Consider the following 19,355-nt stretch of genomic DNA (forward strand, 5'->3'; position numbering starts at 1 on the left):
TCGCCTATGAACGCGATAACCGACCAGGAAGCCAGGACGCTGCAGCGCATCTCCGAGATGGTCGACCCAGAGGGGCTCGAACAGATCGCTGCAAACGCCTCCGGGCGTTCTCCGGTAGTAGAGCTGGCAGCCCTCAGGCGCCTCGCAGCCGTGAGCCCGAAGCACGCGGGAGGGACTATCGAGCACGCGTGCTGGGCCATGGTGCATGCGGTCGAGGCGCTTCGCCGCCTGTCCGGCCGCAAAGCCTGGCGCATGAACCGTCTGCGGCCCAAAATCCAGGCCGAGGGTGAGATCGCCGCGCTGGAGTACTGTGCAAGCTACGAGACTGAAGGGTTCGCTGAAGTCCTCGCGTACGGCGCTCCAGAGCTGACCGCCGAGGCCATCGCGCTCGCGCATCCGCAACACTTCAGCGACGCCGCCCTTGAAGCTGCCCGCGCGCGCCTCCTGGAAGCCGGGGTGCAGCTTGACGACGCCGGCCGGGTCGTCGCTCGAGTCTGACTGAGACCGCACAGCTCTGCTTTGGGGCGTTGCGGGGCGGAGCCCCGCAGAAGGGGTCAGCCGAGACGCTCCGAGGCTCGGCTGCAGGGGAAGGCGTTCCCCTCAAATCTTAGGAATGTCACGCCAGAACTCAGCGGGATGAACCCTCAACGTCTTCGCCAAGGTGAAGAGCGCTTTCGCACTCACATTTCTTTCGCCGCGTTCAACAAGTCCGACATAGTTGCGATGCAGACCTGCCTGTGCCGCCAACTCTTCTTGGCTCAGGCCCGCTTCCAAGCGACAGCGCCGTACCCCCTGCCCCAGTGCACGCAAGTTTGAGTCGGCTGCCACATCGAGATGGTTGCGACCCCCTCGATCCCCATCTACACACTGACAGTGTGTATCTTCGGCTCCGGCCGGCGAGATCCACAGCTCTCACTCGCCGAGCGCGTCCGAATGCGTCCCAACGGTCAACTCGCCGAACCCGACCACCCCTTCGACGATGAAGGCCGCCCCACCGCGCCCGCGGCCGAGGCTTCAGCCCGTCACGACCACCCCCAGCTCGACGCCGCCTATCGCGATCACGCCGGCTGGCTGGTCGCCTTCCTCCGCCGCCGCTTCTCAGCCCGCGACGCCGAGGATCTCGCCCAGGAAACCTTCGTCCGCGCCGCCGGCGCCCAGGTCACCCTGCGCAACCCCCGCGGCTTCCTGGCCAGGGTCGCGCTGCGCGTCGTTCAGGACGACGCCCGCCGTCAGGCGGCGCGCCCGACCTTCGCCCCGGAAGACGCCGCTCCAGATCCTGCGACCGACCCCGACCAGGCCGAGGCCGTTCTCCTCAAGGAGGTGGTGCTCTCGCTCCCGCCGAAGCTGCGGGAGGTGTTCCTCTTGAGCCGCTTCCACGGCCTGACGTATGAAGAGATCGCACGTCGCTGCAACCTGTCCGTGAAAACGGTCGAGGCGCGGATGACCCGGGCTCTGGCGATGTGCGTGGCGCGTCTGCGGGACTAGCGAATGAGCGAGCGAGCTGCGACCCCGAGCCGCCAGGAGCTGGAAGCGGCCGAATGGTTCGCGAAGCTCAACAAGCTCTCCGTCACCACCGACGCGCTCCGCACCTTCCGCGAGTGGAAGAAGGACCCCGACAACGCGGCCGCCTACGCCGCCGTCGAGCGGACCTGGTCTGAGGCCCGATCGCTTCGCAGCGATCCGGACATCCGCCGCGCCGCCGACGAGGCCCTGGCCCGCCGTCCGGCTCGTCCCGCTGCTTCGCGAGCGTCCCGCCTGTGGCCGGCCGCCGTGGTGGCCGCCCTGCTGGTCGCCGTCCTGCTGGTGGGCGCCGCCGCTGTCGCCTTAACCCAGCGGCCCGTCAGCTACGCCACCGCCCACGGCGAGCAGCGGCTCGTCGTCCTCGAGGACGGCTCGCGGCTGCGCCTCAACACCGACACCGCCGTCACGGTCAGCTTCCGGGGCGAGGCCCGTCGCCTCGCCCTGAAACGCGGCCAGGCCTTCTTCGAAGTCGCCCACGACCCGAGCCGGCCCTTCATCGTCACCGCTGGCGACACCACCGTGCGCGCGCTCGGCACCCGGTTCGAGGTCTGGCGGCGGAACGACGGGGCCCGGGTCACCCTTGTCGAGGGGAAGGTCAGCGTCACCCGCGGACAGCAAGCCCCGACAGTGCTCGCCCCCAGCCAGTCTGTCGTCGCCACCCGGGACGGCCTGACGCCGGTCACGTCCGTGGACCCGGTTCAGACCACCGGCTGGACGACCGGGCGCCTCACCTTCCGCGACACGCCCCTCAGCGAGGCGGTCGCCGAGATCAACCGCTACAGCGCCCAGACCATCGCGCTTGATCCGGCCGCGCCCGCCAGCCGACCGGTCAGCGGGGTCTTCGACGCCGGCGACACGGACGCCTTCGTGGACGCCGTGGGCGTCCTCCTCAACCTCGAAGCCGAGCGCCAGGGGCGCATCATCCGGCTCTCCCCGCGGACCGCCGCCGGATAAAAAAGTCCGTCTCAGGTCGAGGGTGTCCCCCCAGTTGCTGCGACTTCCCCCACTGAGGGCCTGCGGCGCCGCCATCCCGGCGGGCGACACGCGGCTCCGGGGGATCCGCTCATGACCGTCCTGCGCCGCGCCGCCACCGCCGCGTCCGCCATTCCGCTGCTGATGGCGCTGGCCGCCACGCCTGCGCTCGCCGCGCCCGCCCGCCTGTCCATCCCGGCCGGCCCGCTCGACCAGGCGCTGTTCGCCCTGGCCCGTCAGAGCGGCGAGCAGCTGCTGTTCACGCCCGAGAGCGTCAGGGGTCGCACCTCGCCCGCCGTCGAAGGCGCCTACACCACCGATGAAGCGCTCTCCCTCCTTCTGGCCGGCAGTGGCCTCACTGCGACCCGCACCGGCCCTTCCACGGTCGTGATCCAGGCGGTTGAGAGCGCGGCGCAACCCCGCCCTTTCGACGGTGAGGCGCCCGCCCAGCCTCCAGAGACGGCGGTGGTCGCAACGCTCGATGAGGTTCGCGTCACCGGCAGCCACATCCGCGGCGGCGACAGCGCCTCTCCCCTGCGAGTGTTCGACCGCGCCGCCCTCGAGCGCAGCGGCCACGGCAGCGTCGCCAGCGCGCTCAACGCCCTGCCGCAGATGTTCGCCGGCCAGGCGACGGAAGGCACCCAGGCGACCCGCGCCGACGCGGCCGGCAGCAACACCACCTTCGCCACCAGCGTGAACCTCCGGGGTCTCGGCCCCAGCGCCACCCTGGTCCTGATCAACGGGCGTCGCGTATCCGGCGCCGGCTCCAAGGGCGAGTTCGTGGACCTCTCCACGATCCCCACCGTGGCCGTTGAGCGCGTCGAGATCCTCCTCGACGGCGCCTCGGCCGTCTACGGCTCCGACGCCGTGGGCGGGGTCGTCAACATCGTCCTGCGCAAGGCCTACGACGGCCTTGAGCTGAAGCTGCGCGCCGGGACCGCCACCGCCGGCGAACCTCAGGAAGCTCAGCTCGGCGTCACCTTCGGCCGACGCTGGTCCGGCGGCAGCCTGCTCGCCGTCTACGAGGGCTCGCGGCGCACCGCGCTCAATGCCGCTGATCGGGCCATCACCGCCTCCGCCGACCTGCGGCGGTTCGGGGGGTCTGACCGTCGCGAGACCTTCGCCTTCCCGGGCAATATCGTGGGCGTCGATCCCCTCACCGGCGTCAGCGGACCGCGCTTCGGCATCCCCGCCGGCCAGACCGGCGTCGCCCTCACCCCGTCCGACTTCACTGCCGGTGTGCTCAACCGCACCACGGCCCACGAGGGCATGGACATCCTGCCGGACCAGCGCCAGCACACCGGCTACCTGGCGGTCCGTCAGGAGGTGGCGCCATGGCTCGAGCTCTCGGCCGACGCCCGGTATGGCTACCGCCGCGCCCGGGCGCTTCAGCCGCCCTCCACCGCGTCGCTCAGCGTCACCCCCGCCAATCCGTTCTTCGTCTCCCCCACGGGCTCCACGGCGCCCCAGCAGATCGCCTATTCCTTCGCCGGCGAGCTGCCGAACACGCCCTCCTATCGCCACGCCGAAAGCTTCACGGCGACGGTTGCGGCCGACGCCAGGCTCCCGCGGGACTGGGACGCCGGCGGCTATCTCGCCTACAGCCGTGAAGTCGATACCGGCGACCTCTACGGGACCATCAATTCGGCGATCCTGGCCGAGGCGCTCGGCGGCGCAGACCGCCCCGAGACCGCCTTCCTCGCCAGCCGTGACGGCTACTTCAACCCCTACACCGGCCTCGCCGCCAACCGCCCCGCCGTGCTCGCGGCGATCAGCTCGGGCTTCACCACCACCCGCACCGCCGCCGAGGTCTACACCGCCAGCCTGCAGGCTGACGGCCCGCTGTTCGCCCTTCCCGCTGGCGAGGCAAAGCTGGCGGTCGGGGGCCAGGCGCGCCGCGAGGAGTTCAGGACCGCCGGCTACAGCTTCCTGTCGACGCCGTCGCCGGCCGCCTCAACGCCCATCCAGGGAGATCGCACGGTGCTCGGCGCCTTCGCCGAACTGCGCGCGCCGCTGCTGTCGGACCGGGAGGGGCGCCCGGCCCTCGAGCTGAGCCTCGCCGTGCGAGCCGAGGACTACAGCGACTTCGGTCGCAGCATCAATCCCAAGGCCGGCCTGGTCTGGCGACCGGCGGAGAGCCTGCGCCTGCGTGCGACCTGGGGCGAGTCCTTCCGCGCCCCGACGCTGCGCGACCTGCGCGCCACCACCTTCAACAGCGCCATCAACCTGCCGGGCGCCTCCGGCACGGCGCTCGTCATGACCCGCCAGGGCGGCAATCCGGACCTCGGACCCGAGAGCGCCACGTCCTGGACGCTGGGCGCCGACTGGACGCCCTCCGTCCTCCCCGACCTCCGGCTCGGCGCCACGGTCTTCCGCACCCGGTTCCGGGACCGCATCGACCGGCCTGCCGCCAGCAGCCTCGCGACGGTTCTCACGGACGCGCGCTTCGCGCCCTTCGTGCAGCGCCTCAACCCGGCCACCAGCGCGGCCGACCTGGCGCTCATCCGCCAGATCCTCGCCGATCCGATCACCCGGGCCACGACCTTCCCGGCGGAGAGCTTCACGGCGATCGTCGACATCCGCATGGTCAACACCGGGGTGCTGGAGGTGAGCGGCCTCGATCTCAACGGATCGTATGGGCGGGACGCCTGGGGCGGCCGGCTCACCCTGGCCGCGGACGCCACCCGGCTCTTCGACTTCGCGCAGCAGCTGACGCCGTCGTCCCCCAAGACAGATGTCGTCGGCCAGACCACCAGACCCCCGCGGCTGCGCGCGCGGCTCTCGGCGGACTGGCGCCGCGAAGCCTGGAGCCTTGGGCTGGCCGCCAACCACACGAGCGGCTTCCGCGATCCGGCGGGCGTGCGGATCGACAGCCACACCACCTACGACCTGCAGGCGGGATGGACGGCGAAGACCGATCCTGGCCTGAGCCTGCGATTGACCGTGCGGAACCTCTTCGACGAGGCGCCGCCCTTCTACGACAGCCCTCTGGGCTTCGCCTACGACCCCACCAGCGGCGATCCGGTGGGCCGTTTCGTCGCCCTGCAGCTCACCCGCAGCTGGTGACATGCGGGTCCTGTCCGTTCGGCGGCCGCTCGCCGCCGCGGCGGCGGCCGGCTGCCTGCTGCTGTCCGCCGCCGGCCATGCGCGCCCGGTCACGATCGAGGATGCGCTGCAGTCCGGGACGATCGCCAACACCGCCATCGATCCCACGGAACGATGGGCGGTGATCGAGTACGCCCGGCCCTACGCCTCGGCGCCGCGGTTCGACTTCGATCTCCTGCAGCCGATGATGACCACCGAGCTCAGGGTGGCGGACCTTGAGCGCCCTGGCCCCGCGGCGCTCCTGTTTCCGCCCGAGCCTGGAGCCGGCTACGCCGCCGGTCCCTTCTCGCCGGACGGCCGCCGCATCGCCGTCTATCGGCTGACCGACGCCGCCTTCAGCCTGGGCGTCGTCGATCTCGCCGCCCGCACAGTCCGCTGGTTCGACGTCGCGCCGGACATAAGCTGGGAGGGTCGGGCCGTGGGCTGGGCCTCGCCGAGGCGGCTGCTGGTCATCACGCCGCCCCCGGGAAGCCTGCCGCATTACGTCCGTATGCAGCGCGCCTGGCGCAGCCTGCCGCCCCGCTGGGAGAGCGTGGCTTTGGGCGGCGCCGCCCCCGCCGTGTGGCGCGGCGGCCGCGCCCTCAAGGACCAGCCCCGAACCCAGCCTGGACGTCTGCTGCGCCTCGACGTGGAGACGGGCGCCGCCGAGGTTCTCGCGACGGGCCGCTTCGTCGATCTCGAGGTCTCCGCGTCCGGCAAATACGCCGCCGTCCTCGAGCGCGGCGAGGACGTCCGCCTCCAGGCGGACGCACCGGTCCACGGGGACATGGGGGTCGCCACCTTCCGCAAGCGGCTGCGGCTCGTGCCGGTCTCCGGCGGCGCCGCCGCCTCCCCCTGCCCAGGCTGCGACCTCCTGCAGGGCCTGCTCGTCTGGGCCCCGAACCAGGACCGTCTCCTCGCCTACGCGCGTGACGACGGTCAGGCCTGGCGGCAGGGCCGGCTGATCGATGTGGACGCCAGGACCGGGCGCCTCGCCAGACTGCCGGCCGGCTTTCGTCCGGCGGTGGTCGGGCGTCCGGAGATCGTCGCCGCCGGCTGGATGGGGGCCTCGCCCGTCGTCTACGGCCGCACCGACGGCGCGACTCGCGATGACTGGTGGCGGCTCGCTGGCCCACGGCCGGTCAATCTCACCGGCAGCCTGCCGCAGGCGCCGATGGCCGGCGTCAGCCTCGCTGGCGAGCGTCTCACCGTCGCGACGCCCGCCGGCGGCTGGAGCCTCGACGTCGACGGCCAGGCCCGGCGCCTCGAGCCCCGCGGCGTCGCGCCACTGGCCCCCTGGAGCCGCGGCCTGCGCCGGCGCGCCGGCCACGAGCTCGGTCGAAGGGCTCTGCCGGTCCGCGTGCGGGAGGCGGCCGGCGACCGGCTCCACGACCTGGCGGCGGCGCGCGCCGTCGATCTGCCGCTGCCCGACGGCGCCGAGCTCTTCGCCTACGCCCCGCGACGGGGCGCCGCCCTGGTCCGCACGCTGAGCCCGGGCGGCCGACAGGCGCTCCTCTGGATCACCGCGGATCGACCTCCCGTTTCGGTGCTGGCCGCCAATCCGCGGCTGTCGGACGTGGAGCCGCCGCGCGCGATTCCCGTTCATCACACGGCTCCTGATGGCCGTCCGCTCACCAGCTGGCTGCTTGCGCCGAAGGCCGCGTCAGGCGCTCCAGCGCCGCCGCTGATCGTCGTACCCTACCTCGGGCAGATCCATAGCCGCCGGCCGCAGGTCCGGATCGAGGGGACCGTCCGCGATCAGTGGGAAGCGCTGCATCTGACGGGCCAGGGCTATGCCGTGCTCCTGCCGTCGCTCCCCCTGCCCGCCGACGGCAGGGGGCCTGGCGAAGGCCTTGCCGATCGGGTCCTCGCCATCGTCGACGCCGCCGCGCGCCAGCCGGACACCGGATCCCTGTTCGATGACGCGCAGCTCGGGCTCCTTGGCGTCAGCTTCGGCGCCCACAACGTCCTGGCGATCATCACCCAGACTGACCGGTTCAAGGTCGCCGTGGCCGCGCACGGCCCCAGCAGCCTGATCACCAAATGGGGCGAGTTCGGGCTCGGCCGCGTCTTTCCGGAAGCGGAGATCCCCAGCGCCTGGTCCATCGGCTGGGCGGAGACCCTGCAGGGCCTGATGGGCGCCCCGCCCTGGGAGGCGCCGGATCGCTACGTTGCGAACAGCCCGCTCATGCACGCGGGCCGCATCCGGACGCCCCTGCTGATGGTCCAGGGCGAGTTCGATTCCATGTCCGCCGCAGAAGGCGAGCGGATGTTTTCCGCCCTCTTCCGCCAGGACAAGACGGTGGAGCTCGCCATCTACGGCGGTGAGGGCCACGTCTTCGCAAGCCCCGGGACGATCCGCGACTACTACGGACGGGTGTTCGCCTGGCTGGACACCTGGCTTCAGGCCGACCACCGCCGGACCCAGGCCTCCAGCGCCGCGGCGCTGAGCAGGCCGATCCCGTCTCCACGCCAGATCAGCCTGTCCGGGTGGAGCGCCGCGTCCATGGCTGCCCGGTCCAGCACCCCTTCGGCCGCCAGCCGTCCGTCCAGCAGATAGGCACGCAGGAAGCCCAGGCTCTCGCAGACCTGTCGGGCATAGTAGCTGGTCAGCATGCCCTTGGACCGCCGCGCCACGATCTCAGGCGGGAGGCGGTCCGCCGCGACGGATCGGGCCAGGGCCCGATCTCGGCCGCCGTCGAGATGCTTCCAGCTCGGAATTGCGAGCGCTGTCTCCACCAGGGGCTGCGACAGCAGGGGATAGAGCAGGTCCGCCGCCTCCCCCCGCCGCGAGCGGCCGAAGGTGAGCTGAGAGACGACGACGTGCAGCACCTGCAGCTGCTTGCCGGGCGGCAGGGTTCCTATGCCTTCAAGCCACGGATGGGACAGGCCCTGCCCGGCTTCCCGAGCCCGGGGGCCGAGGAAGGGCGCGAAGTAGCTGACCCGGTCCGTCTCCAGGCGGGCCCGGCGGGCTTCCGAGAGCACGCTCCAGACCGATCGCCGCAGCCATCGGGACGTCCCGAGGAAGAAGGGATCGAATATCGTGCGCCAGCCCGGCTCGGCGAGGTAGTCCGCCGCCGGCAGGGCCGAGGGCATCTGGAAAAAGACCGCATCGCCGCCATAGCCCGTGAGCAGGGCGTCCGCCTTGTGCCGGTTCAGTTCGCCCGCCGTATGACGGTCCCGCACCGGGTCCAGCGCCGTGAAGCTCGGCCGCACCCCATTGGCCGTCTCAGCAAAGTCCGCCTCCGTCAGGGCGCGCACGGGTTTCGCGTGGGCCAGGAGCGGCAGATCCGCCGCGGCGGCCGCGCAGGCCGCCCAGCGTCGCTCGTCTCCCTCCCGCCGGTCGCCATAGTAGTTGAGATCGGCGCCAATCCTGCCGCCAGCAGCCGAGCGACGGGCCGTCACGGCGACAAGCGCGGAATCGAAACCGCCGGACACCTCCGCCATGAGCGCCCCATAGGCGCCGGTCCAGGTGGCGCAGACGTCGTCAAGGCTCGCCGCCAGGGCGCGGGCCGGCTCCCGCGGCGCAGGCGCCCGCGCAGCATCTGCCGGACGCCAGAGCTGGACCCTCCGGCCCGATGCGACCTCCACCGCTTCGCCGGCCACCGGCGAGACCACACCCGTGAGGGCCGTACGGCCGGCAGCGCTCAGCGCACGACGCACGAAGTCGGTCACCACGTCCCAGTCGACGCTCACGTCGGGTGCGAGGGCTGGCGGGAGCTGGTCGAGGCTGCTCGAGATCACCACCGTTCCGGAAGCACGCCAAGCCACGGCGTCGCCCGCCCCGGAGGGGTCGCGCAGGACCCAGGTCTCGGCGCCCTCCTGAACCATGGCGACATAGGCGCCCCAGCGGCTGCGGCAGAGATCCGACAGAGCCGGCGGCGCGCCGCCCTCGATGCCCGCATTCATCTCTCGCGCGTGGAAGACGCGGCCGATCGTGAGGGCGCCAGCCTGTCGCGAGACCAGGGGCGGCTGCTCGCCCCTCAGCCAGACCTCGGCCCAGGGCATCGGCGAGTCCGCCGGGCGCCAGCCGCGAGAGCGCAGACCCTCGGAGATAGCCTCTGACGCCTGCGGACGCCGGCCGTCCTCGACCAGCACAAGGAAGCCGCCGGGCATCAAACCACCATGATCGGCGTATAGGCGTCGAGCCGCTCGGCGTAATCATCGAGCGCCCGGTCGCCGACCTGGAGCCAGCAGTGGGCGGAAAACGGCCACGTCCGGACGCCGAACACCCAGTCGGCGTCGACGCCCGACCGGCGCAGGAAGCGTCGCAGGACGAAACTGCGGACGAGGCACTTCCCCTGGATCGGCAGCCACGGGGCGCAGGCGTGGAAGACCGCCGCCAGCCGCTCGGCTTCATCCGCTCTCGCGGGATCCACACGACGGACGCCGCCGTAGCGCACCACTGTCTGGAGCGGACGTCCGACGTAGCCGACGAGGCAGTCGAGGGTGGCGAGCGCGAGCCGTATCACATCCAGCGCCCGGACGCGCCGCGCCGGCTCCGGCTGACCACGTTCGGGAAGACCGGGAGGGCGAGGCCGCGGCCTCGCGGCGAGGGAGCCGGCAAGGGCGCCGTTCTCGGCCAGGTGCTCCAGCACCGCCGGGTCTGAAGCCTCGATCGAACTCCCGTCGTCCGAGACAACACACAGGGCGGCGGCGTCCGGCAGGCAGAGATAGCGGTCGCGATCGACCTGCAGCAGGACAAGGTCGGCGTCGACGGCGACGAGAAAGGATTTCGGGTGCAGCGCGGGCACGGCGAAGCGGGCGCCGACGCGGACGCCGGCGCCCGACCCAGCTCAGACGTCGAACGGCTTGTTCAGGTCTTCGAAGTCACCGCCGATGCCGCCGTTGGTCGCGGCCTTGGCGCTGCCGAAGCCCAGCAGCCGAACGCTCATCAGATTGAGAAGCCTGGTCATGGGAACCTCCTGGGTTCGCCGCACGATTGCGGCCACCCCATGACGCGACCGGACCCGGCTCCATTCAAACTATATCGGCTCTATTTTTGGGCGCCGCCCACCGTCAGCCGCGCCACGTGCGCGCCCGCCGATCCAGCAGGTCGCCGAGGCGGTCGACCTCCCGGAGCCGACGCAGATGGAAGGACCGGACGAGTTCGATGAACGGGGGCCCGCCGGTCATCGCACCTGCGGCCAGCGCTGCGGCCTCCGCCTCCAGGTCCGGGAAGATCTCCGGCTCCAGCCGACGCACCGGTCCAAGCCGCGTCTGGCCAAGCTGAAAGACGTCGCAGAGCGCGGCGCTGCCCGTGAGGGCCAGGACCCTCCCCAGCAGGGACTCGGTCGCCGCCACCGGGCTGGCGAACGTCTCGGCTTCGGGCGGCGCGATCCACACCGGCTCCCGAGACGGATCGAGGGCCATCAGGAGGCAGGCGAGATGGACGCGGTAGAGGTCGGCGATGTCCGCGCGGGTCAGGTGGGCGACATAGAAGCCCTGACCGCGGCGTTCTTCGAGCACCCCTTCGCCCGCCAGCCGCGCCATCGCCTCGCGAACCGGCGTCGCGCTCAGCCGCAGCTCCTCGGCGAGCTCCACGGCCGCCAGCTTCGCGCCAGGCGCGAAGCGTCCTTCTTGAAGCCAGGATCGCAGGGCGGCCAGCGCGCGATGAAACGGTTCTGGGCCGGACGCCGGCATACTCCCTCACTCGAACTGGCGCTCACAGACCACCTGGCGCTGCGCGCGGCAAACCGGCCGAAGCGCCGCCGCGCACCCTTACGGGCCACCTGGCCCAGCGACCCGCAAGAAATGCGGGAGCGCCCCGCAGCCATCTGGCGGATCGCTGAACCCGCGCCCTCAGGCCGATGGCCGTGGGGCGCGGGCGCGGATGCGCAGGCACCGGACGCCCCGCTGTCCGGCGAGCTGGGCGAGGTTCAGCGCCGGGCCGAACGGCTTGCCGGCGACCTGAGGATCGAGCGGAGACGCAAGCACCAGGGCGCAGATCGGCTGCAGCGCCAGCAGGGCCTCGTTCGCCCGGAACGGGGCTGCGCGACCGTGCCGATCGAAGTCCGGCCGAGCGACCACCAGCCGGACCCGCTTCTGCTGCGCCCAGCGGGCGGCGAGGCGCTCGCCGCCGTCTGCGCCGGTGAGGGCCAGGGTCATGTCAGGCCACTGCGTCCTGGCCCAGTTCAGGGCGTCGAAGATCCGGCCAGCGTCTTCCGGCGACGTCGCTCGCGGAGACGCGCGGAAGGCGACCACGAACTCGCCAGGGTCTGCGTCCGCCATGCGGCGCCGCTCGGCGGCCTGCAGGGCCGTCCGCACGTCCAGCTGAGCGGCGGTCAGGACGCTGGCGCGCGCCGAGCCGCGCCACGGGGTCCAGCATTCCCCGGTGGCGGACGCATAGGTCGCGGCGGCGGCGTCCCGAACGCGCTCCAGCGCCGCGACGGCGGCGTCCGCGGCGTCCACGGCCTGCCTGCTCGACTGCAGTTCCGTGTCGGCGACCTCGCTGCCATCGAACTCACGCAGCTGACGCGCCAGAGCGTCGCGAGCCTGGTCGGCCTGGCGCTCTACCCGCTGCACGCCCGCGTGCAGGCCGCCGATGAAGGTTTCGCAGATCGTGCGGACATGCGTTTCCAGCGCCGTCTCCAGCACCAGGTCCAGCACCTCAGTCATAAGGCTGTGGCCGAGCTGGTCGAGCGCGGGCCGGGTCGGCTGCGGCGCAGCCGGATCGAGATCAACGCCGCCGGATAAATCCGGCTGCTGAGGCGCTGCGTGGGTGAAGGTTATGGACATGGCGGGCTCCTGAGGCTGGCGAGCTCAAGCTCAGGAGCGCCCTCGCCGGGGAGGCTGCGCGACGGCCAGGGCTCCAAGGAGAGCGCAGCGTCCCTTGCCGTTGCGCAGCCTTCCTGGCTCGCTCCGACCTTTGCGCGGACTCGCCAGTCTCAGCCCGCCGTTCCGGGAAACCCGCCCGCCTGACGCTTCGCCGTGGTGTTTCAGTCCAGGCGAGCGGCTTCGTCGATCCGTCGGGGCCGACCGTCGGCGTCGAGGGCGACGAAGGTGAAGGTGGCTTCGGTCACGAGCTCGGCGCCCTCCTCGTGCCGGTCCCGGCGCCAGGCCTGGATATGGATGGAGAGCGAGGTCCGTCCGCGGCGCACGACCTCGCCGACGACCGAGACCTCGTCGCCCACCTTGACGGGTCGGACGAAGGACATGCCGTCGACCGCCACGGTCACGGCGCGTCCGCCCGCGGCGCGGGCCGCGACCAGGCCGGCGGCGGTGTCCATCTGCGACATGAGCCATCCACCGAAGATGTCGCCGTACGGGTTTGCGTCTGCGGGCATGGCGCAGACCCGGATCGCTGGTGAAGCTGCGTCGGCTTTCATGTCGTCATTCTCCCGGCCTGTCTGCGATCCCGCTGACGTTCCTGAGGCTCGCAACGAGGCCGCTCAGCGGCGTCTGATCCGAGGAGCGCGGCCGCGTAGGCATGACGCTCGAGGATCGTGTGGCAGTAGGTGAGCTCGCCTTTCAGAACCCCCGGCGTCCGCTGCAGCGTCCGGAACCAGTTGTCCGTATCAGCTTCCGACGGGTGATAGGCGCGGAGCTGATAATCCCATTCGCCGACCACGCGGGCCGCGGTGATGACCTGAGGATCCTTCAGGAACATCGCTTCGAGCTCGCCGACCCGGGCCCGGTCCAGGCAGTCGACCTTGATCAGCACCCGGCACTCGGATCGGCCCAGGGTGAGGGCTGGATTGACCACGGCGACCGCCCTGAGGACGCCCCTCTCTCGCAGCCTGTCGAACCAGCCCCAGGCGGCGCGACTCGTCATACCGATCGCGGTTCCGACTTCTGTGATCATCAGGCGCGGGACGCCCTCGAACCGCGCGATGCGGGCCAGCTCCTGAGCCGTGATCCCAGGCTGAGCGGCGCGCCGCCTGGACGGCGTCACGATTCCGCCTCGGATCGCGACGTTTCGGAATGCGAGGCCGACCGGCCCACCCCCAGGCCGGTCGGCAGGCGCTCTGCGCTCCGGGGAGGAGGAGCGAAGGGCAGCCATCCAGGGTGGCGGCGAGCCGCTTCAGCTCTGTGCCGCCAGCGTCGAATGCGGCCGCGCAGCGCAACGGCTGCGCTGGCGCTGTGGCGCCAGATCATGCTCTGCCGGCCCGACTGAGGATTCGACGGGCCTGCACGAGATGCGGCGCGTCCAGCATGCGGCCATCGAGCGCCACCACCCCGGCCTCAGCCTTCGCGAAGGCCTCGATGATCCTCTGGGCGCCGGCGATCTCGTCCTGCGACGGCGCAAAGGCGGAGTTGATGACCGGGACCTGAGCTGGATGGATCGCCATCATCCCGACGAACCCATCGCGGCGGCCCCGTTCAGCGTAGGCGGCCAGTCCCGCCAGGTCCGAGAAGTCAGGGTACACCGTCTCGATCGCCGGGATGTCCGCCGCGGCCGCGCCCAGCAGGGCCATCGTCCGCACCACCTCATAGACGGGCGTAAGCTGCTTCTCGCTGTCGCGCGGGGTCTCCGCCCCGATGGCGGCGGACAGGTCCTCGGCGCCCCAGGTCAGCCCGTCGAGCCGCCCGCGGCAGGTGGAGTAGGCCCCCAGCGTGAAGACGGCCGCAGCCGTCTCCGTGGCGATCGGCAACACCCGCACCGGCTCTTCCTGACGCCGCCAGGTTCGCTCCTGCTGCGTGAGCGCCACCTCGAGGTCCCGGACCGCCTGTGGGCTGGCCTTCGGCAGGACCACGCCGACGGCGCCGGCTGCGGTCGCGGCGGCGAGGTCCTCTCCCCCCTCAGCCGTCGACAGCGGATTGATGCGAACCCAGAGCCGCGCGCGATCCGGGCTGGTTTCCAGGAATTCGACGACGGCATCGCGCGCGCGCCTTCCGGGTTGGAGCGACCGAGTCCTCGAGATCGAAGATCAGGGCGTCGGCCGGGCCGGCGAGCGCCTTGGCCATACGATCCGGCCGGTCGCCGGGCACAAAGAGCCAGGATCGCGGGGTCATCCGGCCAGGCTCCGGCGCCTGACCAGGGCCGTGCGGGTGCAGGTGCAGACGACCTCATCCCGCTGGTTGAGGGTCTCGTGCGAGAAGACCACGAGACCCGCTTCCGGGCGGGACGCGCTGGGTCGCGTGTCGCTGACGGTGGTTCGAACCCGCAGGGTGTCGCCGATGAACACCGGCCTCGGCATGCGAACCTGGTCGTAGCCAAGGTTGGCGACGAGGGTTCCGAGCGTGGTCTCGCCGACGGAGATCCCCACCATGAGGCTGAAGGTGAAGAGGCCATTGACGACGATCCGGCCAAACTCCGTGCCGACGGCGTACTCTGCGTCGAGATGAAGCGGCTGGGGATTGTGCGTCAGGGCGCTGACCAGCAGGTTGTCCGTCTCGGTGACCGTGCGCCGCACCGGATGCTCGATTGTGAGCCCCACCACCAGATCTTCGAAGTAGCGGCCGGTCATCACGCCCGAGCCCCCGAGCTCGCGAGGCGGACGCCCGCAGGGAGCGGCGGAAGCCGCCCCGCTACGCTCGGGCGTCTCGCGAGCGACGTGGAGAATGGCCGTCGTCGGGATCGGACAGGCTGATGGACGCGCCTCATCCGCCCAACAGCTCCCGCCCGATCAGGAAGCGCCGGATCTCGTTGGTGCCGGCGCCGATATCGTACAGCTTCGCGTCCCGCAGGAATCGCTCGACCGGATATTCTCGCGTATAGCCCGCGCCGCCCAGGGCCTGGACGGCCTCCAGCGACACCTTCACGGCGTTCTCGCTGGCCATGAGGATGGCGCCGGCGGCGTCGAAGCGCGTGGTCATGCCGGCGTCGCACGCCTTGGCCACGGCATAGACGTAGGCCCGGGCCGAGTTCAGGGCGACGTACATGTCGGCGATCTTGCCCTGCATCAGCTGGAACGAGCCGATGGGCTTGCCGAACTGCTTGCGCTCGCGGACGTAGGGCAGGACCACGTCCATGCAGGCCTGCATGATGCCCAGCGGGCCCGCCGAAAGCACGGCGCGCTCGTAGTCGAGGCCGCTCATCAGCACGCCGACGCCGCCGTTCAGCGGCCCCATGACGTTCTCTTCCGGCACCTCGCAGTCCTCGAACACCAGCTCGCCGGTGTCGGACCCGCGCATGCCCATCTTGTCGAGCTTCTGCGAGACGCGGAAACCCTTGAACTCCTTCTCGATGATGAAGGCGGTGATGCCGCGGCTCGCGGCGTCCGGATCGGTCTTGGCGTAGACGATCAGGGTGTCGGCGTGCGGCGCGTTGGTGATCCAGAACTTCGTGCCGTTCAGGACGTAGCGGTCGCCCTTCTTCTCGGCCTTCAGCCGCATCGAGACCACGTCCGAGCCCGACCCCGCCTCGCTCATGGCCAGGGAGCCCACGTGCTCGCCCGAGATCAGCTTGGGCAGGTAGCGGCGCTTCTGATCGTCGGAGCCCCAGCGGCGAAGCTGGTTCACGCAGAGGTTCGAGTGGGCGCCGTAGCTCAGGCCGATCGAGGCCGAGGCGCGGGACACCTCCTCCATGGCCACGACATGCTCGAGGTAGCCGAGGCCCAGGCCACCGAACTCCTCCTCGACGGTGATCCCGTGCAGGCCCAGCTCGCCCATCTGGGGCCAGAGCTGGCGCGGGAATTCGTTGGTCTGGTCGATCTCGGCCGCGAGTGGCGCGATCCTGTCGGAAGCGAACCGGGCCGTGGTCTCGCGGATCATGTCCGCGGACTCGCCCAGCTGAAACTCAAGCGACACGGCCGACCTCCCCCATGCAACGACGTTGCGTCGCGCGGTGATGGGATGTCGCCTTGCAGGGCGCCATCAACCCGTCGAAACCGCGATCGGGCGAATTGGCCAATTCGCGAACCAACGCTCGGCTTACCGAAAACGAATTGGCAGAGCCGTGGAGCTCTTGTCGCTCGCCATGGTCATGGTGGAGTTGACCTCCTGGACCGTCGGCATGGTGAGCAGGCGACCGAACACGAACTGCCGATAGCTCTCGACGTCGCGGGTGACGATGCGGAGCAGGAAGTCGAAGGGCCCCATCGTCGGGTAGCAGTCCATGACCTCCGGGATCCGGCAGACCGCCTCCACGAACTCACTGAGGTTGGTGCGGCCGTGGGCCGACAGCCGGACACTCGCGAAGACGACGGTATGGAAGCCTAGCTTTTCCGCATTCAGGCGGGTCACCTGATCCAGGATGTAGCCTTCCTCCCTCAGGCGGGTCAGGCGCCGCCAGCACGGGGATTGGGACAGGCCGACCTTGTCCGCGAGATCCGCGGTCGACATCGGCGGATGCCTCTGGATCACGTCCAGAATGCGCAGGTCCATCTCATCGAGCTCACCCGTCGCGTCCATGCTCCTGACCCCCGTCGTTCAGCAAGGCAGTCGTCAGGCGCAGGCGCCGGGAGCCTGGCGGTCCCAGCGACGCCGACCGCTGTTCGGACACGCAGAGGCGAGCGGCGCCACAGGGGAACGCAAGCGGGGCTGCCTGAAAAAATAACGGGGCTCGTCGCTAGCTAAGGGCCTTGGGCCCCGCTCGCTTCATATCGCGCCCGAGCGGCGAGCCCTGTGGCCGGGGCGGAGCAACGCCCCGCCCCGGCTCAAGGTGTCGATCAGTTCTGCCAGGACAGCTTCACGCCGAAGGTGCGCGGCGCACTGTACTGTTCGCTCCAGCCGGCGCTCGTGAAGAGGGCCTGGGTGCGATGCAGTTCGTTGAACAGGTTCTTGCCCCAGACCGCGATCCGGAAATTCTCACCGAGGTTCAGCCCAGCTTCACCGTTCACGGTGGTGTAGCCGCCCTCGCGAGCTTCCGGCGGATTGCGGACGATGTCGAAGGCGACGCGGCTCTGATAGGCGGCCGAGAGGGAGATGTCCGCTTCCGCGTCGTCGGTCACGGTCCAGGCGTATTTCACCGAACCGTTGAGCGTGAACTCGGGGGCGTTCGGCAGTCGGCTGCCCTTCGCCACGCCAGGCACGATGGACCTCGTGATCTCCGTGTCGATGTAGCCGGCGCCCACGCGCAGATCGAGGCCGGCCACAGGTCTCCAGGTCACGTCGCCCTCGACACCACGAACCCGGGCGTCGCCCACGTTGGTGATGCCGAACAGGACACCCACCGGAGAGTCGAAGAGCGGCCCGTAGAACTGCGAGTCCTCGTAGTCGTAGTTGAACGCCGAGGCGTTGACCTGAAGGTTCGGAAGGACCCGGCTCTTCACGCCCACCTCGTAGGCGGTGAGCTTTTCATCGTCGAAGGGCGTCAGGGCCGAGGGATCGAACGTCAGCTGCCCCTGGAAACCGCCCGATTTGAAGCCGCGGCTGACGCTCGCATAGAGCAGGGTGTCATCCAGAAGCTTGTAGTTGACGCCGAGCTTCCCCGAGACGTTCGAGGTCCGGAAGAAGTTCTCGACGGGCGCGAAGACATCCACTTCCCCGCCGCCGGTCGGCCCCAGGAAGGTTGTCGCATCATCGAGCCTCTTGCGCTCCTTCGTGTAGCGGATGCCGCTCACCAGGGTCAGCTTCGGGACGATCTCCCACTCGCCGTGCAGGAAGACCGCATAGGCCTTGGTGCGCTGGTGGTAGCGGTTGCCGATCGTCGAGATGCCGCTCAGGCCAAGCAGCGGAAGCAGATCGGGCGCGTCATAGCTGTCCTGGGTGGCGACGGTGTCTCGCGAGTAGTAGGCGCCGCCGATCAGGGTCAGCGCCTCTCGCGAATAGGCGAGCCGCAGCTCCTGCGAGGTCTGATTGATGCGGTTGCGGAAGGTGCTGTCGAGCTGCCGCAGCCGCGTCCCGTCCTGGTCGCCGACGTCCACGCGAGTGAAGCGCTCGTAGGCCGAAATCGACGTGAGGGTCAGGCCTTCCGCCAGGGCCCAGTCCACCGTCAGCGAAACCCCGGCCGATTTCAGATCGACCTCGGGATTGTTGCTGGCGCCGGCGATCCGGGGCCGCCCGGCGAAGGCGTCCTCGTCGGTCGTCAGCACATTGTCGACCTTGTACAGCGACTGGTCCGAACGGTCGTAACCGGCGTGCGCGCTGAGCAGAGCGGTCACCGCCTCTGACGGGGTCCATTCCAGATGCAGGCGCGCCGCGGTTCGGTCGATCCTGCCGTTGCGCTCGCCCGTCACGTAGTTGCGCTGCCAGCCTGAGGCCTGCTGCTCGGTGGTGAAGGCGAAGCGGCCAGCCAGGGTGGGCGCGAGGGGGCCGCCGACGGCTCCGTTCAGCAGCCAGCTGTCGTAGGTCCCGTAGCCGACCTGAAACTCGGCGTCGGCGGCCTCGGTCGGTCGCTTGCTGATGATGTTGATGGCGCCGGCCGTGGTGTTGCGGCCGTAGAGATCGCCTTGCGGCCCCTTCAGCACCTCAACCCGATCGACATCGAAGAGGCCGAACGAAAGCATCGCCGGCGAGACGAGGTACACGTTGTCGACGTAGACGCCCGCGGCGGGATTGTTGTTCGAGGCGTAGTCGTTCAGGCCGATGCCGCGGATCGTCACGTTCGGCACGCTGCCGCCGAGCGTGTTCTTGATCTGCACATTCGTCGTCTGGGTCGCCAGATCGACCACCTGTCTCACGCCAGCGGCTTCCAGTTCGCCGCCCGAGACCACATTCATCGCGATGCCGACGTCATTACCGCGCTGCACGCGCCGTTGCGCGGTGACGACGACCACGTCGAGGGCGGTCTCGCTGGCGGCGGCGTTCGCCTCCGTCTGGGCCGCGGCTCCTGTGGCGGGAGCCTGCGCCTGGACCGCCGCAGGCAAGCAGGCGGCGGCGGTCGCCAGCAGCAGCAGGCGCCCCTTAGAAACGACGTTGCTCATGATTGAAGTCCCCTCCCCGAGAAGATCCGC

The 19,355-nt window shown here is 70.5% G+C and carries 15 protein-coding genes and 2 pseudogenes; 5 read left to right on the plus strand and 12 right to left on the minus strand.

Annotation, left to right across the window (positions count from 1 at the left end):
- Positions 1 to 6: 6 nt before the first annotated feature.
- Positions 7 to 498, plus strand: coding sequence for a hypothetical protein (locus tag PHZ_RS13300; RefSeq protein ID WP_041373537.1), 492 nt, complete (start codon positions 7 to 9; stop codon positions 496 to 498).
- A 102-nt stretch (positions 499 to 600) separates the two neighbouring features.
- Here PHZ_RS13300 and PHZ_RS22200 read toward each other — a convergent pair whose 3' ends face one another.
- Entirely contained in the window at positions 601 to 828 is a 228-nt protein-coding gene (locus PHZ_RS22200; RefSeq protein WP_083770948.1) for a helix-turn-helix domain-containing protein, read from the minus strand.
- Between the two features lie 105 nt (positions 829 to 933).
- Here PHZ_RS22200 and PHZ_RS13305 point away from each other — a divergent pair, with 105 nt between their 5' ends.
- From PHZ_RS13305 to PHZ_RS23625, 4 genes and pseudogenes are all read left to right on the plus strand, one after another.
- Complete coding sequence (locus PHZ_RS13305) at positions 934 to 1,485, plus strand: RNA polymerase sigma factor (protein ID WP_012522942.1); 552 nt, start codon at positions 934 to 936, stop codon at positions 1,483 to 1,485.
- A 3-nt stretch (positions 1,486 to 1,488) separates the two neighbouring features.
- A complete protein-coding gene (locus PHZ_RS13310) occupies positions 1,489 to 2,475 on the plus strand; it encodes a FecR family protein (protein ID WP_012522943.1) in 987 nt (328 codons plus the stop codon).
- Positions 2,476 to 2,586: 111 nt separating this feature from the next.
- On the plus strand, positions 2,587 to 5,559 hold the full coding sequence (locus tag PHZ_RS13315; RefSeq protein ID WP_012522944.1) for a TonB-dependent receptor plug domain-containing protein: 2,973 nt from the start codon (positions 2,587 to 2,589) through the stop codon (positions 5,557 to 5,559).
- 1,192 nt (positions 5,560 to 6,751) lie between these two features.
- Positions 6,752 to 7,924: pseudogene (locus PHZ_RS23625) on the plus strand (alpha/beta hydrolase family protein); the annotation flags it as partial.
- A 56-nt stretch (positions 7,925 to 7,980) separates the two neighbouring features.
- Here PHZ_RS23625 and PHZ_RS23630 read toward each other — a convergent pair.
- The 11 genes and pseudogenes from PHZ_RS23630 to PHZ_RS13370 form a co-directional block, all read right to left on the minus strand.
- Positions 7,981 to 9,585: an asparagine synthase-related protein gene (locus PHZ_RS23630; protein WP_236611829.1), complete on the minus strand. Its 1,605-nt coding sequence runs from the start codon at positions 9,583 to 9,585 to the stop codon at positions 7,981 to 7,983.
- Positions 9,586 to 9,692: 107 nt separating this feature from the next.
- Complete coding sequence (locus PHZ_RS13325) at positions 9,693 to 10,331, minus strand: lasso peptide biosynthesis B2 protein (protein WP_012522947.1); 639 nt, start codon at positions 10,329 to 10,331, stop codon at positions 9,693 to 9,695.
- Between the two features lie 265 nt (positions 10,332 to 10,596).
- A complete protein-coding gene (locus PHZ_RS21775; RefSeq protein WP_012522948.1) occupies positions 10,597 to 11,220 on the minus strand; it encodes a GntR family transcriptional regulator in 624 nt (207 codons plus the stop codon).
- Positions 11,221 to 11,379: 159 nt separating this feature from the next.
- Entirely contained in the window at positions 11,380 to 12,315 is a 936-nt protein-coding gene (locus PHZ_RS13335; protein WP_012522949.1) for a DUF2493 domain-containing protein, read from the minus strand.
- A gap of 200 nt (positions 12,316 to 12,515) precedes the next feature.
- Positions 12,516 to 12,905 (minus strand): acyl-CoA thioesterase, encoded by a 390-nt coding sequence (locus tag PHZ_RS13340; RefSeq protein ID WP_041373538.1) that lies wholly within the window; start codon positions 12,903 to 12,905, stop codon positions 12,516 to 12,518.
- Positions 12,902 to 13,471, minus strand: coding sequence for an AsnC family transcriptional regulator (locus PHZ_RS13345; protein WP_012522951.1), 570 nt, complete (start codon positions 13,469 to 13,471; stop codon positions 12,902 to 12,904). Before PHZ_RS13345 ends, PHZ_RS13340 begins: the two co-directional genes overlap by 4 nt.
- Before the next feature lie 199 nt (positions 13,472 to 13,670).
- Positions 13,671 to 14,532 (minus strand): annotated as a pseudogene (locus tag PHZ_RS13350) (HpcH/HpaI aldolase/citrate lyase family protein).
- Complete coding sequence (locus tag PHZ_RS13355; RefSeq protein WP_012522953.1) at positions 14,529 to 14,987, minus strand: MaoC family dehydratase; 459 nt, start codon at positions 14,985 to 14,987, stop codon at positions 14,529 to 14,531. Before PHZ_RS13355 ends, PHZ_RS13350 begins: the two are co-directional and overlap by 4 nt.
- Positions 14,988 to 15,120: 133 nt before the next feature.
- Positions 15,121 to 16,233: an isovaleryl-CoA dehydrogenase gene (locus tag PHZ_RS13360; protein ID WP_049758425.1), complete on the minus strand. Its 1,113-nt coding sequence runs from the start codon at positions 16,231 to 16,233 to the stop codon at positions 15,121 to 15,123.
- Between the two features lie 159 nt (positions 16,234 to 16,392).
- Complete coding sequence (locus PHZ_RS13365) at positions 16,393 to 16,845, minus strand: Lrp/AsnC family transcriptional regulator (RefSeq protein WP_236611830.1); 453 nt, start codon at positions 16,843 to 16,845, stop codon at positions 16,393 to 16,395.
- Between the two features lie 284 nt (positions 16,846 to 17,129).
- Positions 17,130 to 19,325 (minus strand): TonB-dependent receptor, encoded by a 2,196-nt coding sequence (locus tag PHZ_RS13370; RefSeq protein WP_012522956.1) that lies wholly within the window; start codon positions 19,323 to 19,325, stop codon positions 17,130 to 17,132.
- Positions 19,326 to 19,355: the final 30 nt, after the last annotated feature.

Source organism: Phenylobacterium zucineum HLK1 (assembly GCF_000017265.1).
GTDB lineage: Bacteria > Pseudomonadota > Alphaproteobacteria > Caulobacterales > Caulobacteraceae > Phenylobacterium > Phenylobacterium zucineum.

Bases quoted from the DNA above. Each gene is read 5' to 3' on its own strand.
- PHZ_RS13335 (WP_012522949.1), bottom strand. From the start codon at position 12,315: ATGTCCATAACCTTCACCCACGCAGCGCCTCAGCAGCCGGATTTATCC.
- PHZ_RS21775 (WP_012522948.1), bottom strand. From the start codon at position 11,220: ATGCCGGCGTCCGGCCCAGAACCGTTTCATCGCGCGCTGGCCGCCCTG.
- PHZ_RS13365 (WP_236611830.1), bottom strand. From the start codon at position 16,845: ATGGACCTGCGCATTCTGGACGTGATCCAGAGGCATCCGCCGATGTCG.
- PHZ_RS13305 (WP_012522942.1), top strand. From the start codon at position 934: ATGCGTCCCAACGGTCAACTCGCCGAACCCGACCACCCCTTCGACGAT.
- PHZ_RS13310 (WP_012522943.1), top strand. From the start codon at position 1,489: ATGAGCGAGCGAGCTGCGACCCCGAGCCGCCAGGAGCTGGAAGCGGCC.
- PHZ_RS23630 (WP_236611829.1), bottom strand. From the start codon at position 9,585: ATGCCCTGGGCCGAGGTCTGGCTGAGGGGCGAGCAGCCGCCCCTGGTC.
- PHZ_RS13370 (WP_012522956.1), bottom strand. From the start codon at position 19,325: ATGAGCAACGTCGTTTCTAAGGGGCGCCTGCTGCTGCTGGCGACCGCC.
- PHZ_RS13315 (WP_012522944.1), top strand. From the start codon at position 2,587: ATGACCGTCCTGCGCCGCGCCGCCACCGCCGCGTCCGCCATTCCGCTG.
- PHZ_RS13355 (WP_012522953.1), bottom strand. From the start codon at position 14,987: ATGACCGGCCGCTACTTCGAAGATCTGGTGGTGGGGCTCACAATCGAG.
- PHZ_RS13340 (WP_041373538.1), bottom strand. From the start codon at position 12,905: ATGAAAGCCGACGCAGCTTCACCAGCGATCCGGGTCTGCGCCATGCCC.
- PHZ_RS13360 (WP_049758425.1), bottom strand. From the start codon at position 16,233: ATGATCCGCGAGACCACGGCCCGGTTCGCTTCCGACAGGATCGCGCCA.
- PHZ_RS13300 (WP_041373537.1), top strand. From the start codon at position 7: ATGAACGCGATAACCGACCAGGAAGCCAGGACGCTGCAGCGCATCTCC.